At 60.9% G+C, this 18,242-nt stretch carries 17 protein-coding genes, 3 tRNA genes and 1 pseudogene; 10 read left to right on the top strand and 11 right to left on the bottom strand.

Features of this window, described 5'->3' with window-relative positions; genetic code table 11:
* Nucleotides 1-13 precede the first annotated feature (13 nt).
* Complete coding sequence (locus tag C495_RS05970; RefSeq protein ID WP_008160968.1) at nt 14-1,030, top strand: NADP-dependent oxidoreductase; 1,017 nt, start codon at nt 14-16, stop codon at nt 1,028-1,030.
* Nucleotides 1,031-1,056: 26 nt separating this feature from the next.
* On the opposite strand, the gene C495_RS05965 is transcribed toward C495_RS05970, so the two are convergent.
* The 4 genes from C495_RS05965 to C495_RS05950 form a co-directional block, all read right to left on the bottom strand.
* Nucleotides 1,057-1,521 carry a zinc ribbon domain-containing protein gene (locus C495_RS05965; protein WP_008160966.1) on the bottom strand — a complete coding sequence of 155 codons (465 nt, stop codon included), beginning with the start codon at nt 1,519-1,521 and terminating at the stop codon, nt 1,057-1,059.
* A gap of 93 nt (nt 1,522-1,614) precedes the next feature.
* Nucleotides 1,615-2,412, bottom strand: coding sequence for an ABC transporter permease (locus tag C495_RS05960; RefSeq protein ID WP_008160964.1), 798 nt, complete (start codon nt 2,410-2,412; stop codon nt 1,615-1,617).
* On the bottom strand, nt 2,412-3,410 hold the full coding sequence (locus tag C495_RS05955; protein WP_008160962.1) for an ABC transporter ATP-binding protein: 999 nt from the start codon (nt 3,408-3,410) through the stop codon (nt 2,412-2,414). The genes C495_RS05960 and C495_RS05955 overlap by 1 nt, the downstream gene beginning before the upstream one ends.
* Nucleotides 3,411-3,501: 91 nt before the next feature.
* A complete protein-coding gene (locus C495_RS05950; RefSeq protein WP_008160960.1) occupies nt 3,502-4,734 on the bottom strand; it encodes a site-2 protease family protein in 1,233 nt (410 codons plus the stop codon).
* 482 nt (nt 4,735-5,216) lie between these two features.
* Between C495_RS05950 and C495_RS05945 the strand changes: the two genes are divergently transcribed.
* The 3 genes from C495_RS05945 (at nt 5,217) to C495_RS05935 (ending at nt 7,229) form a co-directional block, all read left to right on the top strand.
* Complete coding sequence (locus tag C495_RS05945) at nt 5,217-5,447, top strand: hypothetical protein (protein ID WP_008160958.1); 231 nt, start codon at nt 5,217-5,219, stop codon at nt 5,445-5,447.
* Nucleotides 5,448-5,680: 233 nt separating this feature from the next.
* Entirely contained in the window at nt 5,681-6,211 is a 531-nt protein-coding gene (locus tag C495_RS05940; RefSeq protein ID WP_008160956.1) for a 50S ribosomal protein L16, read from the top strand.
* A gap of 148 nt (nt 6,212-6,359) precedes the next feature.
* The gene (locus tag C495_RS05935; protein WP_008160955.1) at nt 6,360-7,229 is read left to right on the top strand and encodes an ATP-grasp domain-containing protein; all 870 of its coding nucleotides are present in this window, start codon (nt 6,360-6,362) and stop codon (nt 7,227-7,229) included.
* Nucleotides 7,230-7,343: 114 nt separating this feature from the next.
* Here the strand turns inward: C495_RS05935 and C495_RS05930 are convergent, their stop codons facing one another.
* Nucleotides 7,344-7,745 carry an Hsp20/alpha crystallin family protein gene (locus C495_RS05930; protein ID WP_008160953.1) on the bottom strand — a complete coding sequence of 134 codons (402 nt, stop codon included), beginning with the start codon at nt 7,743-7,745 and terminating at the stop codon, nt 7,344-7,346.
* Between the two features lie 96 nt (nt 7,746-7,841).
* Nucleotides 7,842-8,855, bottom strand: coding sequence for a type II glyceraldehyde-3-phosphate dehydrogenase (locus tag C495_RS05925; protein ID WP_008160950.1), 1,014 nt, complete (start codon nt 8,853-8,855; stop codon nt 7,842-7,844).
* 245 nt (nt 8,856-9,100) lie between these two features.
* Between C495_RS05925 and C495_RS05920 the strand changes: the two genes are divergently transcribed.
* The 4 genes from C495_RS05920 to C495_RS05905 all read left to right on the top strand — a co-directional run bounded on the left by C495_RS05920 (nt 9,101) and on the right by C495_RS05905 (nt 12,198).
* The gene (locus C495_RS05920; RefSeq protein WP_049890172.1) at nt 9,101-9,574 is read left to right on the top strand and encodes a CARDB domain-containing protein; all 474 of its coding nucleotides are present in this window, start codon (nt 9,101-9,103) and stop codon (nt 9,572-9,574) included.
* A gap of 122 nt (nt 9,575-9,696) precedes the next feature.
* Nucleotides 9,697-10,647 carry an aminopeptidase gene (locus C495_RS05915; RefSeq protein WP_008160946.1) on the top strand — a complete coding sequence of 317 codons (951 nt, stop codon included), beginning with the start codon at nt 9,697-9,699 and terminating at the stop codon, nt 10,645-10,647.
* Between the two features lie 53 nt (nt 10,648-10,700).
* On the top strand, nt 10,701-11,360 hold the full coding sequence (locus C495_RS05910) for an HVO_0476 family zinc finger protein (protein WP_008160944.1): 660 nt from the start codon (nt 10,701-10,703) through the stop codon (nt 11,358-11,360).
* 88 nt (nt 11,361-11,448) lie between these two features.
* On the top strand, nt 11,449-12,198 hold the full coding sequence (locus C495_RS05905; protein ID WP_008160942.1) for a protein-L-isoaspartate O-methyltransferase family protein: 750 nt from the start codon (nt 11,449-11,451) through the stop codon (nt 12,196-12,198).
* 384 nt (nt 12,199-12,582) lie between these two features.
* Here C495_RS05905 and C495_RS05900 read toward each other — a convergent pair whose 3' ends face one another.
* The 5 genes and pseudogenes from C495_RS05900 to C495_RS05875 all read right to left on the bottom strand — a co-directional run bounded on the left by C495_RS05900 (nt 12,583) and on the right by C495_RS05875 (nt 16,119).
* Nucleotides 12,583-14,688 carry a bacterio-opsin activator domain-containing protein gene (locus C495_RS05900; protein ID WP_008160940.1) on the bottom strand — a complete coding sequence of 702 codons (2,106 nt, stop codon included), beginning with the start codon at nt 14,686-14,688 and terminating at the stop codon, nt 12,583-12,585.
* Nucleotides 14,689-14,783: 95 nt separating this feature from the next.
* Nucleotides 14,784-15,192, bottom strand: a pseudogene (locus C495_RS05895) (group I intron-associated PD-(D/E)XK endonuclease).
* Between the two features lie 143 nt (nt 15,193-15,335).
* Nucleotides 15,336-15,408 (bottom strand) — tRNA-Asp (locus C495_RS05890).
* 12 nt (nt 15,409-15,420) lie between these two features.
* Nucleotides 15,421-15,493 (bottom strand) — tRNA-Asp (locus tag C495_RS05885).
* A gap of 553 nt (nt 15,494-16,046) precedes the next feature.
* Nucleotides 16,047-16,119: transfer RNA gene (locus C495_RS05875), tRNA-Asp, on the bottom strand.
* A 313-nt stretch (nt 16,120-16,432) separates the two neighbouring features.
* Here C495_RS05875 and C495_RS05870 point away from each other — a divergent pair.
* Both C495_RS05870 and C495_RS05865 read left to right on the top strand, forming a co-directional pair.
* Nucleotides 16,433-16,660 (top strand): DNA-directed RNA polymerase subunit H, encoded by a 228-nt coding sequence (locus C495_RS05870; protein WP_008160935.1) that lies wholly within the window; start codon nt 16,433-16,435, stop codon nt 16,658-16,660.
* Entirely contained in the window at nt 16,661-18,241 is a 1,581-nt protein-coding gene (locus C495_RS05865) for a DNA-directed RNA polymerase subunit B'' (protein ID WP_008160933.1), read from the top strand.
* The last annotated feature ends 1 nt before the right edge of the window (nt 18,242 follow it).

Below are 18,242 nucleotides of genomic sequence, written 5' to 3'. Positions count from 1 at the left end.
ACCATGCGTGTGTATGGCAACAACCAGACAGTGGCGGCTTGCGAGCCGTCCAGTTGGCGACCCAACACCCGAGAACTTCGACCTCGTTACCGTCGACCGTCCCGAACCCGGGCCGAACGAGGTGCTCGTTCGCACGCTGTATCAGTCCGTCGACCCCTATATGCGCGGCCGAATGCGCGATGCGGAGTCGTACGCCGAACCGTGGACCGTCGGCGAGCCGATGCGCGCCGGCGTCGTCGGCGAAGTCCTCGAGTCCAACGCCGCGGCGTTCTCGACCGGCGATATCGTCACGGGTGATCTCCTGTGGGCGGAACACGCCGTCGCTGACGCGGGCGAACTCCGGCAGATACACCCGGAGTACGGCCCGATCTCGACGGGGCTTGGCGTTCTCGGCATGCCCGGCGTCACGGCCTACTTCGGCCTGCTCGACGTCGCCGAGCCGACGCCCGGCGACACGGTCGTCGTCTCCGCCGCGGCCGGTGCCGTCGGCTCCGTTGTCGGCCAACTCGCCCAACTCAGTGGGGCGCGCGTGGTCGGCACCGCCGGCAGCGAGGAGAAGATCGCGTGGCTCACCGACGACCTCGGCTTCGACGCCGCAATCAACTACAAGACGGCCGACGACCTCTCGAGTGCGGTCGACGACGCCTGTCCGGACGGCGTCGACGTCTACTTCGACAACGTCGGCGGCCCGATCACGGATGCCGTCTGGCCCCGGCTGAACGTCCGTGCTCGCGTCGCCGTCTGCGGGCAGATCGCCCTCTACAACGAGACCGAGGTCCCAACCGGGCCGCGAAAACTCGGCAAACTCATCGAATCCCGTGCGACGGTTGAGGGCTTTCTCGTCAGCGACTACGAGGGACGCTGGGGCGAGGCGCTCGAGCGTCTCTCGCAGTTCATCCGGGACGGTGATCTCGAGTATCGCGAGCACGTCGTCGAGGGCTTCGAGAACGCGCCCGACGCGTTTCTGGGGCTGTTCGAGGGGGAGAACATCGGCAAACAGCTCGTCAAGGTCGCAGAAGACGATCGCTGAGTCGTTTCGAACGGAAGAGATCCCCGCTAGACGAGATCGGGTGTAGCCGGATATTTCCACGCCTCGCCGTCGTTGGCCTTGACCGCCGCAACGATGCAGACGATCAGGTCGACGATCGGAACGAGGAACAGAAACACGAGCCCGATGAGGACGAACGTGAGCACGAACGAAAGCAGCATGTAGATCGAGAACATGATCTGCCAGTTCAATGCGTTTCTCGCGTTCTCCTCGACGAACTCGTCTTCGGTCGCGACGAGCACGATCAGCGGGCCGATAACCCACGTCAACAGTCCGAGGATGTGTGTGATCGCTGCGAACGTCGTCTCCTTCTCGCGGGTCGTTGCGTGGGCTGTCGGTTCGTGCTGTCGGTCGTGTCCACTGCCGTCGCCTCCCCAGCCGCCGGACTCAGCGACCGCTTTGCCACACTCGCTACAGAACTTCGAATCGGCTGCAAGTGTTGCACCACAGTGCCGGCAGTACTCGGTTTCCATACGAGACCGACACTGCCGATCACCAATAATATCTGTGTTACACACACGGCGCAGAAAAAGCGCTGTTAGTGGCGCTCGAGCCACCGTCACCGATCAGTCCGTCAGCCCGTAGCCGATCTTAAACAGGTAGACGTCAAGCGCGATGACGACTCCGGTGAGCGCGGTGAGCACCCCGAGCGAGGCGTACGGTGCGAGTTCGGCGTAGGCAGCCGGCGCAACCTCGAGCAGGTCCGAATAGCCAAGCAAGCCGTACCGAACGCTGTCGACCATGTAGACCATCGGATTCAGGAGGGACACGTACTGCCAGATGGGGTCAAGCATGGTCAGCGAGTAGAAGACGGCCCCGAAGAAGACCAGCGGTCGAAGGATAAACTGGTTCATCACGGTGAGGTCGTCGAAGTCCCGCGCGATCAGCCCGCCGATGATCCCCAGTCCCGCAAACAGCGCGGCGATGACGACCATCGTGGCAACGAGGAACAGGCCGTGTTCGATCGAGATCGGGACGAACAGCCGGCCGATGACGGCGATGATTGCGCCGACGATCAGGCCACGAACCGCGCTGGCGCCGACGTAGGCGACGACCATCTCGGCATACGACAGCGGCGAGGTGAGCGTCTCGTGGATGTACTCGTTCCACCGCCCGTGGAAGATCGAGAACGAGGCGTTCTCGAAGGCGTTCGAGATCGTCCCCAACACGATCAGCCCCGGAATCAGAAAGAGGATGTAGCCGATCCCCGCGACCGGTTCGTCGATTCGTCCGCCCAGAATCACCCCGAAGACGGCGAAGTAGAGCACGTTCGTGATCGCTGGCGGCATGAACGTGTTCTTGGGACGCCGAATGAACCGAAGCAGTTCGCGCCGGAACAGCGCACGAAAGCCGACCGAGAACATCAGGCAACCCCCTCCTGTTCTCGCTCGAGATCGTGGTCGCTCTCACCATCGTCGGCTGTCGCCGACGAGCGGGTCACCGTCCGATCCTCGCTTCGCGTCAGGTCGACGAAGATCTCCTCGAGCGAGGTTCGTGAGATCTCGAGGTCGGTGATCTCGTACCCCATCGCCTCGAGGTCGTTGAGCAGGCGGGGTGCGATCGAGCCGCCGTCATCGACGCGTACCTCGAGGTGGTCCCCGGAGACGCTCGTTTCGTGTGCGTAGGCTTTGAGGTCGGGTGCGACGGCCGGTGTAGACTCGAGTTGCACCGAGATCGTGTCCGTGCCGCGGGTTTTCAGTTCGTCCGGTGTCGCGACGGTCACCTTCCGGCCCTCGTTCATGATCGCAACCCGATCACAGAGGCGTTCGGCCTCCTCGATGTAGTGGGTCGTCAGCAAAATCGTCGTTCCCTCCTCGTTGAGTTCGGTGACGAGCTCCCAGAGGTCGTGGCGCAACTGGACGTCGACACCTGCCGTCGGCTCGTCGAGAATGAGGAGGTCGGGATCGGTCACGAGCGCGCGAGCGAGCAGCAGCCGGCGTTTCATCCCGCCGGAAAGCCAGTCGAAGCGCTCGTTTCGCTTGTCGTAGATCCCGACGCGTTTGAGCACCTCGTCGGCCCGCTCGGCGGCTTCGTCCGCAGGTATGCCGTGATAGCCGGCCTTGTGCTCGAGCACTTCGCGGATCGGGAAGAACCGATCGACGTTGAACTCCTGTGGCGCCACGCCGATCGCGTCTCGAGCCTGCTGGTAGTCGCCCTCGACGTCGTGGCCGAACACACGCGCCTCGCCGCCGGTCTTGCGGACCAGCCCGACCAGCGTGTTGATAAACGTCGTCTTGCCAGCCCCGTTGGGCCCGAGCAAGCCGAAGAACTCCCCTTTCTCGACGGTCAGCGAGAGTTCCTGCAGAGCGCGCAAATCGCCGTACTCCTTGACGAGATCGACGGTCTCTATGGCCGGTGGCATCGACGAATCGTCGGCCCCGACTGCGGTTAAGAATGTTGGTCTCGGTGCTCGAGACGGCCGTTACGGCCTATTTTGCCGGTTCAGCGCTCGCTCAATCTGCGGTCTGTGGTTGGCCGACCGGATTGACTGAGCCACTTTTTTGGACGATGTCGAAAGCCGTCATCACGTCTGATCGCGAGATCAGGCCGACGAGGTCGTCGCCCTCGTGTGGCGTCTCACCGGCTGGACGGTCGGCAGAGCGGTGTGCATCGGTGTCGACGACGAGCAAGCGACCGATACCGTGTTTTTGCATTTGCTCGATTGCGGTCATGGCATCCGAATCAGCCGAGATCGTTTGTAGATCAGTCGTCATGACGTCCTCGACCGTGTACGCGTCACGCTCGACTGGATCGATCCCACGAGCATCCGAGAGGGTGACGAGGCCAACGAGTCGCTCGCCTTCGAACGCGTCGTATTCGACAACCGGGTAGCCCGTGTGGCGTTCGGTGAACATCCGCTGGATAAGCGTCGAGATCGTTGTGTCCGGTTCGACGGTATGGAGGTTCGGAACCGGCGTCATGATGTCGCCGACGGTGACGTCTTGGAAGGCGGCTTTCATCGTCACCTGCTGGGCTTCGCTCGAGGCGGCGATGTAGACGAAAAAGGCAACGCCGATGAGGATGATGTTGATCGACAGGAGCCCAAAGAGACCCATGAAGACGGCAAACAGCTTGCCGATGCTCGCCGCCTGCTGGGTTGCTTTCGCGTACGGCGTGTTGCGAGCGAGCAGCGCGCGAAGAATGCGGCCGCCATCCATCGGGAACGCGGGGATCATGTTGAAGATAGCGAGTGCGACGTTCAACACGGCAAGATAGCCGAGGACGAACCGGGCACCGTTGAACGAGACGGGCGTGAGAACGAACAGCGCGTACGATCCCACACCGACCAGCACCGACACGATCGGGCCGGCGATGGCGATGTTGAACTCCTGTTTCCAGTCTTCGGGCATCTCCGTGAGCGCGGCGATGCCGCCAAACAGCCAGAGCGTGATCGAGTCGATCGGAAACCCGTAGCGCTGGGCCGTCAGCGAGTGACCGAGCTCGTGTAAGATGACGCCGACGAACAGTCCAATCGCGGCTACGAGACCAATGACGTACGGCAGCCACCACTCGGTCGTGAGCGCGCTGACGTCGATCCCGGCGTTCATGCTGGCGTTGAGAATGTCGACGACAGGACCGATCTGTGCGCCGATGAGATAGGCAAACAGCGGTAACACCAACAAAAACGTGAGATCCAACTTGATCGGAATCCCGAACAGGGAGCCGATCCGGAAACTCTTCATCATGTCCCCTTATAGCTGTGCGAGGGCCTTAAACACGCCGCCGAACCGACGTGTCGGCGGGTACCAGCACCGGTTTTCCCTCGAGAACAGCGCATACGTCTCACTGACTGCTAGCCGACAGTATGACTCCAGTAAACCGTCTCATGCTCGCTCGAAGCCGGATGTTAATACACATTAAACGGAATACAACGGCCGAATGAAGTCGTTTTTTAGTGCCATGTTTCGACGGCCTGTACAACAAAATACGGTCGTCGGCACTCGAGCCAGCAGCTGCTGTTCGTTCGTTGAACGGAACCTGAGTGTTATTCGGAAGTGCTGTTTTCTCGCTCTTCTGGAAGTCTAATCCGTGTATAGGTCTGTGAACTGCTCCCCTCAATCACTGTGCCAACTTAGACCAATACATATAATCACATAATAGGTTATTGGTCAATATGCACCCATTGCACCATAGAGTTATATGTGAGTTCGTTGTCGGTCGAAGTACAATGATGGAACAGGCCCATGCCGACGCCGAGATCAGCCACCTCCCAACCGAAATCAAGTCCCCACAGGGCAAACTCGTCTACCTCTCGCTCGATGCGACCGGCGGCGCAACTGTCGACGAGCTCGGTGAGCTCTTGGCGATGAAGAAGATCTCGATCCTGAGCGTTCTCAACTCCCTCTCGACGCAGAACCTGATCGAGAAACAGGATACCGAGTACAGTCTGTGTAACTGACGCACACGGCTCTGGTGCTGTTCTGTCGCCCCTGTCGTCGCGCCGTCGCCGCCGTGTTTCGAGACGAACACCCACCTCGCACACTCACACGAGAAACAATATAGCGAAAGCGGAAGGCTTTCAGTGGAACTGTTACGGCCGAGTTTCGAAGCGCGCTCGAGCGCTCTTTCCAGCGCGTGCTTCGAAGCCTTTATCCGCACGGTAGGCCTGCGTTTTCGTAAGTAACCACAACCATGTCCGATAAACCCGCCTCAATGTATCGGGAAATCAGTAAGCCGGCTTACACACGCCGCGAATACATTACTGGGATCCCGGGTTCGAAGATCGCACAGCACAAGATGGGCGACGTCAGCGCCGATCAGGACGACTACCCTATCCAGATCAGCCTCATCACCGAAGAAGAAGTCCAGATCCGTCACGGCTCCCTCGAGGCCTCGCGTCTCTCGGCGAACCGTCACATGCTGAAAAACGCCGGTGAGGGCAACTACAAGATGATCCTCCGGAAGTTCCCCCACCACGTCATCCGAGAGAACAAGCAGGCGACTGGTGCGGGTGCAGACCGTGTTTCCGACGGGATGCGACAGTCCTTCGGGAAGATCGTCGGCACCGCTGCACGAATCGGCGCGGGCGAGCGCATCTTCACGATCTGGTGTGACGTCGACGACGCCGACTTCGCCAAGGACGCGCTCCGTCGCTCCTACAACAAGATCTCGCCGCCGTGCCGTATCGTCGTCGAGCGAGGCGAAGAGCAGCTGATCGCATAAACCGACGCGTTGCTCGAGGGGCTAACACCGAGTACACTCCGTTTTTCAACCGTCACCAATACACGCCGGCGAGCGCCGCTTGCGGTTGCTCGACGGCGATGAGGGGCCGTCTCGAGCAGCTTTTTGCCCGTCCTCCCAACGTTCGCGTATGCTCGACCTCGCGGTTGCAAACGATCAGGAGACGTTCCGGCGGATGCGCGAGCCGTTGGCCGAACGCGGTATTCAGGTTCACCACGTTCCCGTCAGCGAGCGCGTCGTCACGCTAGATGGGGACACACCGTGGACTCCCGACGAGTACGACGCGGGCTACGTCTACCCCGGGCGGCTGATGGAGGGTGGAGTTGCCGATGCCCTCCTCGAGGTGCCGTGGCTCAACGGCCGAGATACTGTCGTCACCTCGCGAAACAAGGCCGAAGTGCTCGCCCGACTCGGACGGGCCGACCTGCCCGTACCGGACTCGGTCTACGTCTCGAACGACGTTTCGGAGACCGAGTTGGCCGCCGTCTTCGAGCGATTCGAGCCGCCGGTCGTCGTCAAGCCGAACTCGACGACTCGTGGCGTCGGCGTCGCGAAAGCTCACGATCTCGATTCGTTTCTGGGGATCTGTGACTATCTCTCGCTGGTTCACGACTACCGCGCGACTGGTGACCGCTCGTTTCTCGTCCAGGAGTATCTCCCCGATGCAACCGACTACCGGGTGATGGTGCTCGAGGGCGAGTACGTCGGTGCCGTCGAGCGTCGCCTTCCCGACGACGCGGTCGCGTCCGGACAGTGGAAACACAACGTCCACCGCGGGGCGGAGGCGACGGGTGTGGACCTCCCCGAACGGTGGCGCGACCTCGCCGAGTCGGTCGCGGCCGAACTCGAGATTCCGTTTCTCGGCGTGGACCTCCTCGAGACCGACGACCGGCTGGTCATAAACGAGACGAACGCCCGGCCAACGATCGACGAGGAGACAAAGTACGAGCCGGAGTTTTACGATCGACTGGCGGCGGCGATACGTACCCGGTGTCGGTGAGGGTGCTGTCAGAAACTGCCCATCGCAAAAGAGCCGCTCGCGTCGATCCGACGGTGAGTGGTTCGGGTTCTGTCTCCCAACCTGGGAGCTGTCTTCGACCGCGACACACCCGCGCTACTCGAGGCTGATCCCCGAAGACTGCTCTGCGAGGTCGAAGACGACCTCGAGGACGCCGTTGTTGTACGTCGCGGCTGCCGTGTGCTCGTTGACACGCTGGGGCAGCGAGACGCGTTCGTCGTACTCGCGGTGGTCACTCGAGGCGGAGATGGTCAAGGTCTTCCCATCGCATTCGAGGTCGATGTTGTCCTTCTCGACCCCCGGGAGGTCGGCGATGACACGGATCTCCTCATCGGTCTCGTGGATGTCGACGTGGGTGTCCATTCCGAAGCCGTTGTCGACGTCGCTCGAGGAGTGGAAATCGACGTTTCCGTCGGCGCCGCTCATCATTTCGTTCATCATCCGCTCGATCTCTCGAAACAGGTCGTCGAAGGGTTCGTCGCGGTCGTCTCGGCGCATGCGAATCCCTAGTGGGCCACACGGCAAAAACTTTCTGTCGTCACTAGTTGTTGGGGTAGGGACACTCGAGACACGAAAACCGGCGAGAGCCGTCGGTTAGAGGCCGATACCGAGCGTCTCGTTCGTCGTTTCGATGCTTGCTTCGGCGTCAGCTTCACCGAGTACGGCTCGGATCGCGTCGATGTTCTCCGGCACGACGTCGCTTTCCTGGTGGATTCCCTGGAACAGATAGAGGTCCGATCCAACGGTCGAGATCGACTCCTCCCAGATGCAGTTCTCCCAGATGTCCGCGCGCGGGCGACCGGCGTCCATCGCGTACTCTTTGAGTTTGCCGCTGCCGTCGATGTCCATGCGTTCGGGGATCAAGAACAGCCGCGACTCCTCAGCGAACAGTTCACGAACCTCGTCGGCGTCGACTTCCTCCTCGAGCGTGACGTTCAGGCTGTGCATGTGCATCAGCGTCGCGGGCACCTTCATTCCGAGGGTGTCGATGTCGAGGTCGTCGAAGATGGTCTCGACGTCGGGGCCGTGGTGGGAGGGGATCGTGACCGGATTCGGCAGAATATCGTTGATTGGGCCACGGTTGGTCTGGCCGGGGTCGCCGCCGCGGCGAACGAGCGTTGCACGCACCTTCTCGACGCCGTACGCCTCGCGGAGTGGGGCGATGACTCGAGAGAGGCCGGTCGTGTTACAGGAGACGACGCGGACGTGGTCGGCGCCGGTGGCGTCCTCGTAGTTCGAGCGGGCGTTGAAGCTGGTGTCGGCGAGATCGGCGTCCTCGCCGCCCTGATAGAGCGCCGGCGTCTCGTACTCCTCGTAGAGAGTCTTGTTCTCCGCGCCGATTCCCGACGGGGTGGCGTCGACGACGATATCCGCGTCGTCGATGAGGTCTTCGACGGGGCCAGCGATTTCGAGGCCGGCCTCGGCGAACTGGTCGGCGCGCTCTTCGATGGCTGCATAGAGTGCGAACCCTTTGTCGATAGCCGTCTCCGCTTCGAAGTTCGGCCGCGTCTTGGCGACGCCGAGGACTTCCATATCCGGCTGCTGCTGGACGGCGTCTGCGACGCGTTTCCCGATCGTGCCGTAGCCGTTGATCGCGACCTGGATCATATGTCCGGCAATCCACTACCGAGGGGGATAACCGTTTCGAGGCTTCACGCTCAATTGTAACTCGAAAGCGTGTTTTACACGGATTTTGAGTAATACTACAGCCGAAACGAGGGTGGACCACCCCCTCGTGCGGACCGAATGGGGCTGACGTTTATATAGAATGACGGGAGCAAATCGCGGCATGTCTACCCCGAATCCACACGAGGATCGATACAACTGGCCCGTGCTCGAAAGCAGTTGGCAGCGTGCTCGCATCTCATCCCGTCTACTCCTTCTTGTGGGCGTTTCTCTCGTCGCGATTGCCATCCTGTTTGCTGGCTCCGTTAGCGGCAGCGTCGCCGCTCGAGGGCGATGAGACGGCCGACGTCACGGCGACTATCGAGAATGTGGGCGCACTCGAGGGGACACACAACGTCTCACTGCTGTTGGGCGACGAGACGAAACAGTCGACGTCGCTCACGCTCGCACCCGGCGAACGCGAGACGCTCGTGTTCGAACTCACCGCCGACGGCAACGGCGACCAGCAGTACACGGTCGAGGCCGTAAACGACGCAACTGTCGACGGTTCGGAATCGAACGCGGTGACCGTCATCGGCGAGTTGGACGACACTGACACCGATCTCGAAACGCAGTCCTCGAGCGATGGGACCCCCGGCTTCGGTGTCGCCAGCACAGTCGTCGCACTGATCGTCGTCACATCGCTTGCACGATACTGCTGACAGCGTTCGTGGTCTCCGTGCGAACGGGACCGTCACAGCGAACGTCACGACGAACCTGTTCGCCAGTCAACAACGAATCGGCCAAGGATAACAGCTTTCGGCACTCTCGAGTACATACGGGTATGTCCGATCTTCGTACTGCGTCCGAGACGGCGATTCGTCAGTGTCTGGCCCTCGAGGCCACCGAGTCCTGTGCGATCGTAACCGACGACAAACGCGAGCCGATCGGTGAGTCGCTGTACGCAGTTGCCAGCGAGATCACCGACGACGCGGTGATCGTCCGCTATCCGCCGGGGGAGACCCATGGAAGCGAGCCGCCAGCCCCCGTCGCGGCGGCGATGGCCGGTGCCGACGTCGTGCTCGCGCCGACGACCAAGAGCCTGAGTCACACGCGCGCTCGTACCGAGGCCAACGACGCCGGAGCCCGTGTTGCGACGCTGCCGGGGATCACCGAGGAAGTCTTTACCACCGGTCTCGACGCCGACTACGAGTCGATCGCGGCCCACTGCGAAGCCGTCGTCGAACAGGTCGCCGACGCCGACGAAATCCGCGTGACGACGCCCGCCGGCACCGACATCACGTTCGACATCGGTGACCGAGCGTGGCTCTCCGACACCGGGATCGTCCACGAGGCCGGCCAGATGTCGAACCTGCCTGCGGGCGAGGTGTTTGTCAGTCCCGTCAGTGCCGATGGGACGTTCGTCGTCGACGGCACGATGCGTCCCCACGGGTTGCTCGAGGACGACCAACGACTCACGTTCGAAGTCGAAGACGGTCTGGTCACGCACATTTCGGACGACGAGATCCGCGAGACGGTCGAGAGCGCGGCCGAAGACGTCGGCGACGCGGCGTACAATCTTGCGGAGTTGGGAATCGGCACGAACGTCGCCGTCACGGACCTCGTCGGCTCGGTCCTTTTAGACGAGAAAGCCGCCGGCACCGTCCATATCGCAATCGGTGACAACGCGGGTATTGGTGGCGAAACCGAAGCGCCGATCCACCTCGACGGCATTCTGCGGGAGCCAACCGTCTCTGCTGACGGCGTCACCGTCGAACTGCCACGCAGTGCGTGAGCGTCGATAGCAGGTTCAATCGCCTTTTACGGACGTAGCGTATAGGGGACGGTATGACTGATATTCCGGACCGCATTCCCGTGCCGTGTCCGTCCTGTTCGCCGGACCTCGAGACGGTCCACGAGGTGCTGACGACGACCGAAGGCGGCGGCACCGTAACCGTCCGCTGTAGCGAGTGCAGTCACGTTCACAAGATCCAGCCCGAACGCGAGCGCGAGGTTACCCTTGATGTCATCGTCTCCCAAGACGGCGAATCGTTCACAGCGAACGTGACGACGCCCGAAGACGAGACCATCGAAGTCGGCGACGAGTTCATTCTCGAGACCGAGGAAGTGCTCTCGACGGTTCGTGTGACGAGTCTCGAACTCGATGGGCAGAAACGGACCGAGAAGGCCAGTGCAGACGAAATTGAGGCCGTCTGGACCCGCGAGGTCGACAACGTCGCGGTCAACATCACCGTCCACCCACAGGACGGCTCGAGAAACGACAGTCACAGCATCACGGTCCACGTCCCCGGCGACTACGAGTTCGAAGTCGGCGCGACAGAGACGTTCGGCGATGACGAGTTCGAAATCGACGCCTTCGTTGTGCGCAAGGACGCCTCCGGCTACCACCGGGACCGCTACGAAGAACCCGGGGATACAATCTTCGCCAAAGACACGAAACGGGTGTACGCCTACGACGAGCAGACCAGCGCCTGGTCGGCCTGGTAACGACACCGGACGACAGCCCGTCTTTTCGCTTTTGTCCGTGGGTGACGCAAGCGCGCCATTGATAACGACCCGGGCGATAGCTCCGCGTATGGACCCCGCGGTACTGCGAGAGGATATGGTCGATGGCCTCGAGTCTGCCACCAAAGACGTCCTGCAGGACGAGGCCGTCGCCGTCGCGATGCGCGATGTTCCTCGCCACGAGTTTTTCGACGACGAGAGACTGGCGTATGCGGATCGCGAGCACGAGGTGCTCGGGACTCGTGTCCTCTCGCCACGGACAGTCGCACGCGTTCTGCAGGCGCTTGCACTCGAGGACGACGATTCGGTCCTGATCGTTGGGGCTGGCGTCGGCTACACCGCCGCCGTCGTCGCCGAACTCGTCGGTGCGACGAACGTCCACGCCGTCGACATCTCCCGACCGATCGTCATCGAAGCGCGACAGAACCTCGAGCGCGCGGGCTACGACGGCGTGCTCGTCGATTGCCGCGACGGGGCACAGGGGTTCCCCGAGTACGCGCCGTTCGACCGCATCCTGCTCGAGGCCGCAGCCGTCGAGCCACCACGGGCGGTACTCGAGCAACTGTCTGCCGACGGCCGACTCGTCTTCCCCCGTGGCAGTCAACGCCAGCGACTCGAGGCGATCTCGGCCACTGGCGATCGAACCCGGTTCGAGGCCGTCTCGTTCGCCCCGTTGTTAGTCGACGGAGAACAGTCCGGCACCCTCGAGCGAAACCGGATGGCCCGCGAGGACCGCGAACACGCGGTCCGCCGTGCCGAATCCCGGCGTGGCTGGGAACAGGACTGGATCGAGTGGGAGCACTCGGTCAGTTCGCGGTGATCGAACCCACGATCGGCTCGTCGTAACTGCCACGACACCGTCACGCGGCTCGTCTCGTTCCCGCGGCGGGACATCCGCTCTCGAATCTATCGCTCGCGGAGACGGACTGTTGGGTCACCGTTCAAAAGTGGGGTGGGGGGATTGGGGGGTGGCGACAGGCTATCGCAGATCGCCATATGCACGTATGAGTCGAGCAGGGTTAACTATACTCTCTAACTGATTAGTGTGTCGTGAGTTACTGTTCTAATTATGTAGTAACTGCCTGTGCTGGAATGCCGGCCGACGGAACGGACAGGGGCTCGAGTCTCGGTCTGGCTGTTACACACCTGAGTTGGCACTCGCTGTCAGCGTGTGCATGTCTTCAACGAGTGCTGTCCGACAGTATCACTCCGTGTTCCGATCGAGCGCCACTGTGACGAGTTTCCGCTCCGCTGCGCGCAAGTGATAATGATACGTCGGTGCGGAAATGTCGAGTACCGCCGCGAGCTCTTCGGCAGTACTCTCTCGGGGCCACTCGAAGAACCCGCTGTAGTACGCCGCCTGCAGCGCTTCGAGCTGTCGATCGGTCAGTTCCTCCTCGAGGTGGGTATCGAGCTGTCGAGTCGATCGCGCGCTCGTCGTTTCGCGTCGTGCTTCCAGTTCCGTCTCGGGATATCGCTGTCGAAACGTCTCGAGTACCGACCGGGTTTCGACTCGCTGTGGCACCTCGAGGACGAGCAGTGACGTCCCGTTCTGGGCCGTTGCGGTCCGCAACTGGATATTCGACGTTCGGAGGATCTCCAAAACCGGTGCCGAGGAAACCCTCATCTCGACCAACAGCTCGCTGTCGCCCTCCGAGACGACCGAAAGCGTCTCGATCGACGCCCACTGCTCGACCGTCGCCAGTTCCGTCTCTCTCGGCACGCTCCCAAAGACGACGGCTTCGTCATCTCGGTCGAGGACACCCTCGATGGCCACCGGCCCGCCGGCGTGCTCGGCGAGCCGGTTCAACAACAGCCGTGAGTCGTGACACGCGAGTTCGAGCTCGAGACGACTGTCAGTGAGCATCGCGCGCGTGCGCTCGACCGCCCGAATCGCGTGCCCGATCGTCTCGCCGAGTTCGCCAAGCACTGCTCGCTCGCGCTCGCCGATGGAATCGGTCCCGGCCACGTGGACGAGCAACACGCCATACCGGCGCTCGTCGTCTCGCAGCGGCACGGCGAGTATCGTCTGATAGCCGTAGGTCAACGCCGCCTTTCGACGATGGCTCCAGCCGTCAGCCTCGAGAACGTTACGGACGACCTGAACGCGTTCGTCCTCGAGCGCGTCTCCGATCAGCTGTTGCTCTGGTGCGTCCACACCGGGTTCACAAACCTGATCGATGAACGTCCCGTCGACGCCGGCCCACGAGGTCGGCTCGGGTGGATCGGTATCGCTCGAGGCGATCCAGGCGAAGCGGTAGCGTTCGGTGTCGGCCAATCGTTCGCACACTCGCGTCTCGATCTCCGTCCGTGTCGAGGCCTGTGTGACACCGTGGGTGATCTCTCGGACGACCTCGTTCGTGTGGTTGAGCCGCGTCAACTCCTCGTTCTGTTGGGTCAACGTGCGGTCGTTTTCCCGCAGCAACTGCTCACGCTCGGCCCGATCAAGTGCTGCTTCGGTGTTCGCCGCCAAGATATGCAACAGCTCCGTCATCGTCTCGTCGATTCCGTCGACGGTCACTGTCCCTGCAATCAACACCCCGTGTGTCCCCAACGGGACGAGCAACTCGCTTCGAGTCACTGCCTTTGGGCAACTTGACTCCCGTCTCACATCCTCGTAGTAGGCGCTTTCACCTTCCGAGAACACATCCCAGACGCGCCCCGACTCGCGTTCGAACTGTTGTTCTGGATCGGCGAACGTTCCGGACTCGGTGGCCGATGCAACGTGCTCGAGCAGTCCGTCTACCGGCTCGAACGCGTACGCCGTTGCGACGGGGACGTCGAGGATTTCGCCCGCAGTCTCGACCGCCGAGCGGTAGATTTCGCCTTTCGTGCTTGCGCGCATCAGTTCCCGTGTCGTCTCGTGTAACGTGGTCAACGTCCGCTCGTACCGACGCTCGCTCTCTCGGAGCGCCGTTTCGGTCCGATACTGGGAGACAGCGTTGGTGATCTGGTTTGCGAGCAGGGCGTACTGTTTCTTGCCGGACTCCTTTTGGAGATACTGGGTCACACCCGCCGCGATCGCGTCACTGGCGAGTTCTTCGGACCCTCGACCGGTAAAGAGGATAAACGGGAGTTCGGGGTCGTCCGTCCGAACTTGCTCGAGCAACTCGAGACCGGTCAGCTGTGGCATCTCGTAATCGCTGACGATACAGTCGATCGAGCGCTCCTCGAGGATCGACAGTGCCGCCCCGGCATCCATCGCCGATTCGGCGACGATCGCCTCGTGCTCGCGCTCGAGCATTTCGCCGACGAGATCGGCGAATCCCGGTTCGTTATCGACGACGAGAACTGAGATCGGTGGGGTCATATTCGAAGTGGACGGGTGGAGAGACACACTCGTGAGAGTCGCGTTTCAGTTAGAACCAGAGCGACACTAAATAATTAGTATTTTGATCTGACCGATTACGGGATAGTGCCGTCGAACTCGTAGTCGCAGGCCCAATTTATCGACGGATGATCTATTGTGGACTCGAAACGGAGCTCTATCTTCTGCTCGGTTGCATCAGCAGCAATCCAGTAGAAGTTCCCGTTTGCTGGGTAGTAGACGAGAAACGCATCGATTTCCCCGTGATACGTCCGTTCGTGGTACGACCCGTCTGTTGTCGTCTGTGAGTGTGTATTGAATCGAAGTGTGTCGTCTTTGTTGGGCCAGAGTTTTACACTGGATTCGATAGAGTTCGTCACTGTCGTCGACGATGGGGTCGTAGCTGTCGTTATCGCCGAACGGAATCGAAACGCTGTATCCGTCTGTGATCAGTTTCGAAAGTGCCCTCGACTCGGTTTCGTCTCCGACTGTCTTCGAATTGCGCATACCAACGCTGCTGCGGCATCTGATAAAAATAGCCGCTCAACGAGTTCTTATGAACTCGTTGAGCGGTTTATCGTTGAATTCTCCTCTCAATTCAATGTTTATAAGTAACTAACCCAAGCTAACGAAGTTGAGTTCTGAGAAAGCGCCCGAGGCGGGATTTGAACCCGCGTCACAACCGTGACAGGGTTGTATGATGGGCCACTACACCACCCGGGCTTNCTGAGAAAGCGCCCGAGGCGGGATTTGAACCCGCGTCACAACCGTGACAGGGTTGTATGATGGGCCACTACACCACCCGGGCTTCCTGCAACTCTTCCTTTCCCGGTGAACTTCTTAAGGGTTGTGTTATAGATATTTATAAGATTGTTTACCATCCATCACAGACACGTTTAGCCAGCTGTTGTGACGAGATTTCAGTCATGAGATAATGTCACTCATACTGTTTGTTACCATTTAACTCGATTGTCGAGGTAGAGTAACAACTGAACCGATGTACACACGCATCGCACAGCGCACAGGTCACGTCGTTCCCCGCTCGCCAGTTCGCGGTTCTCGCTCATGGGTCGTTCCTCCCCGTTCGCGTTTCCGCGGGTCTCGCTCACGTCGCTCGCTCCGACCCGCGGCCGCTCCGACGGTCGCGTCGACCCGCGCTCCTGTCGTGCGATGCGGTGTGCAGTGACGTTCAGTGGCACCTCTAGTTCTCTGTTCGAAGTGAGATCGGTTACCGCCACGGAGGCGGTACGGACGCTGTGGAGTTTCTCAGCGTGTTAGTTCAGTGGCGGCGATGTGGTCTCCAATGCTCGGAAAACACAATACGGCCAGCTGGCTCTTTGAAAGGTTGAGTTCTGAGAAAGCGCCCGAGGCGGGATTTGAACCCGCGTCACAACCGTGACAGGGTTGTATGATGGGCCACTACACCACCCGGGCTTCCTGCAACTCTTCCTTTCCCGGTGAACTTCTTAAGGCTTTCCAATCGAGAGTCGTATGGTACGGTGAATCGGGACACGGAACGGCCCTCGAGCACGCCTATGTCAGACAGTTACACACTCCATAAGGAATTTAACTGATACTGGGCTATTGTCGAATGTGCTCGGCACCTCCGGTCTGGTTTGCCAGGGCGGATAGCCTTTGCTCCCGATCGAGTTAGTAACCGTTAAATGCGTCCCGCCGGTATCTGCCTGTAGTATCTCGTGACAGCCGCTTCTTTCCCGATAGCCCACACGCACATCAACCTCAACACATGGTAGACGTAAGCCAACACGAACTCGTTCCGGAGCACACCGTTCTCGAGGATGACGTCCTCGAGGGGGTCCTCTCGGAGTACGACATCGATCGCACAGACCTTCCGAAAATCAAACGGACAGATGCCGCACTGCCGGACGACGCGGAAGCCGGTGACGTCGTCAAGATCGTTCGAAACTCACGGACGACCGATCAGGCGATTATTTATCGACTTGTGGTGGAATAAATGGCAACAGAACTCGACCGAACCAAACGACGCGACATTTCGCGCGAATACTTTTCGAAGGAACGACTCGCCGAACACCACTACCGCTCGTTCAACGCCTTCCTCAACCGGGGAATGCAGGAAGTCGTCGACGAGAAAGCGACGATCGAAACCGATATCGGAGACAAAGAAGGTGAGGAGCCGGTCCACGTCGAACTCGGCGACGTTCGAGTTGTGACGCCGCGTGTTCGAGAGGCCGACGGCTCGGAGGAACTTCTCTACCCACAAGAGGCTCGACTCCGAAACATCACCTACTCCGCGCCCGTCTTCATGGAGATGTCGATCGTCAAAGGCGAGGAGGGCGACCAGCGGGTCGTCGACTCGACTGAGACGAAGATCGGTCGGATGCCGATCATGGTCGGCTCGGACAAATGTAACATCGCCGGCTTCTCCGACGAGGAGCTGATCGAGATCGGCGAAGACCCCGCCGACCCCGGCGGTTACTTCATCGTCAACGGCTCCGAGCGCGTCCTGATGACCAGCGAGGACCTCGCTCCGAACAAGATCCTCGCCGAGTACGACACGAAATACGGCGACGAGATTCAGGTCGCCAAGACCTTCTCGCAGCGCCGTGGCTACCGTGCACTGGTGCTGTGTGAGCGAACCCGTGACGGCCTCCTCGAGGTCTCGTTCCCCTCGGTGTCGGGCTCGATCGACTTCGTGACGCTCGTGCGTGCGCTTGGCCTCGAGAGCGACGAGGAGATCGTCCACAAGGTCTCGAACGACCCCGAGGTCGTCAAGTACATGCTCGAGAACTTGGAGGAAGCGGAGGTCCAAACCGAAGAGGAAGCGATCGAGACGCTCGGAAAACGCGTCGCGTCGGGGCAGGGGAAAAACTACCAGCTCAAACGCGCGAACTACGTCATCGACCGGTATCTCCTGCCGCATCTCCACGAGGACGGCGTCGAGGAAGAAGACGTCCGGATCAACAAGGCCCACTACCTCTGTCGGATGGCCGAGGCCTGTTTCGAACTCGCGCTCAACCGACGGGAATCCGACGACAAGGACCACTACGCCAACAAACGCCTCAAGGTCAGCGGCGACCTGATGAAAGACCTGTTCCGGACCGCGCTGAACAAGCTGGCACGGGACGTGAAATACCAACTCGAGCGCGCGAACATGCGAAACCGTAACCTCTCGGTGTCGACGGTCGTGCGCTCGGACGTGCTTACCGAACGCCTCGAGCATCCGATCGCGACGGGGAACTGGGTCGGTGGCCGTTCCGGCGTGAGCCAGTTGGTCGATCGGACGGACTTCATGGGGGTTCTCTCTCACCTTCGCCGACTGCGCAGTCCGCTCTCGCGCAGTCAGCCCCACTTCGAGGCACGGGACTTACACGCGACCCAGTGGGGTCGTATCTGTCCCTCCGAGACGCCTGAAGGGCCAAACTGTGGGCTGGTGAAGAACTTCGCACAGGCGATGGAGCTTTCCCAGAACGTCGAGGACGAACAGGAACTCAAACGCGAACTGGCATCGATGGGCGTCGAGGGCATTCCGGGCCTCGAGGGCATCGAACGATCGACATCGACGGCAGACGACTAAT

This window comes from Natronorubrum sulfidifaciens JCM 14089, assembly GCF_000337735.1.
In the GTDB taxonomy this organism is placed as follows: Archaea; Halobacteriota; Halobacteria; order Halobacteriales; family Natrialbaceae; genus Natronorubrum; species Natronorubrum sulfidifaciens.
This window is presented reverse-complemented; position numbering and strand designations above follow the sequence as displayed.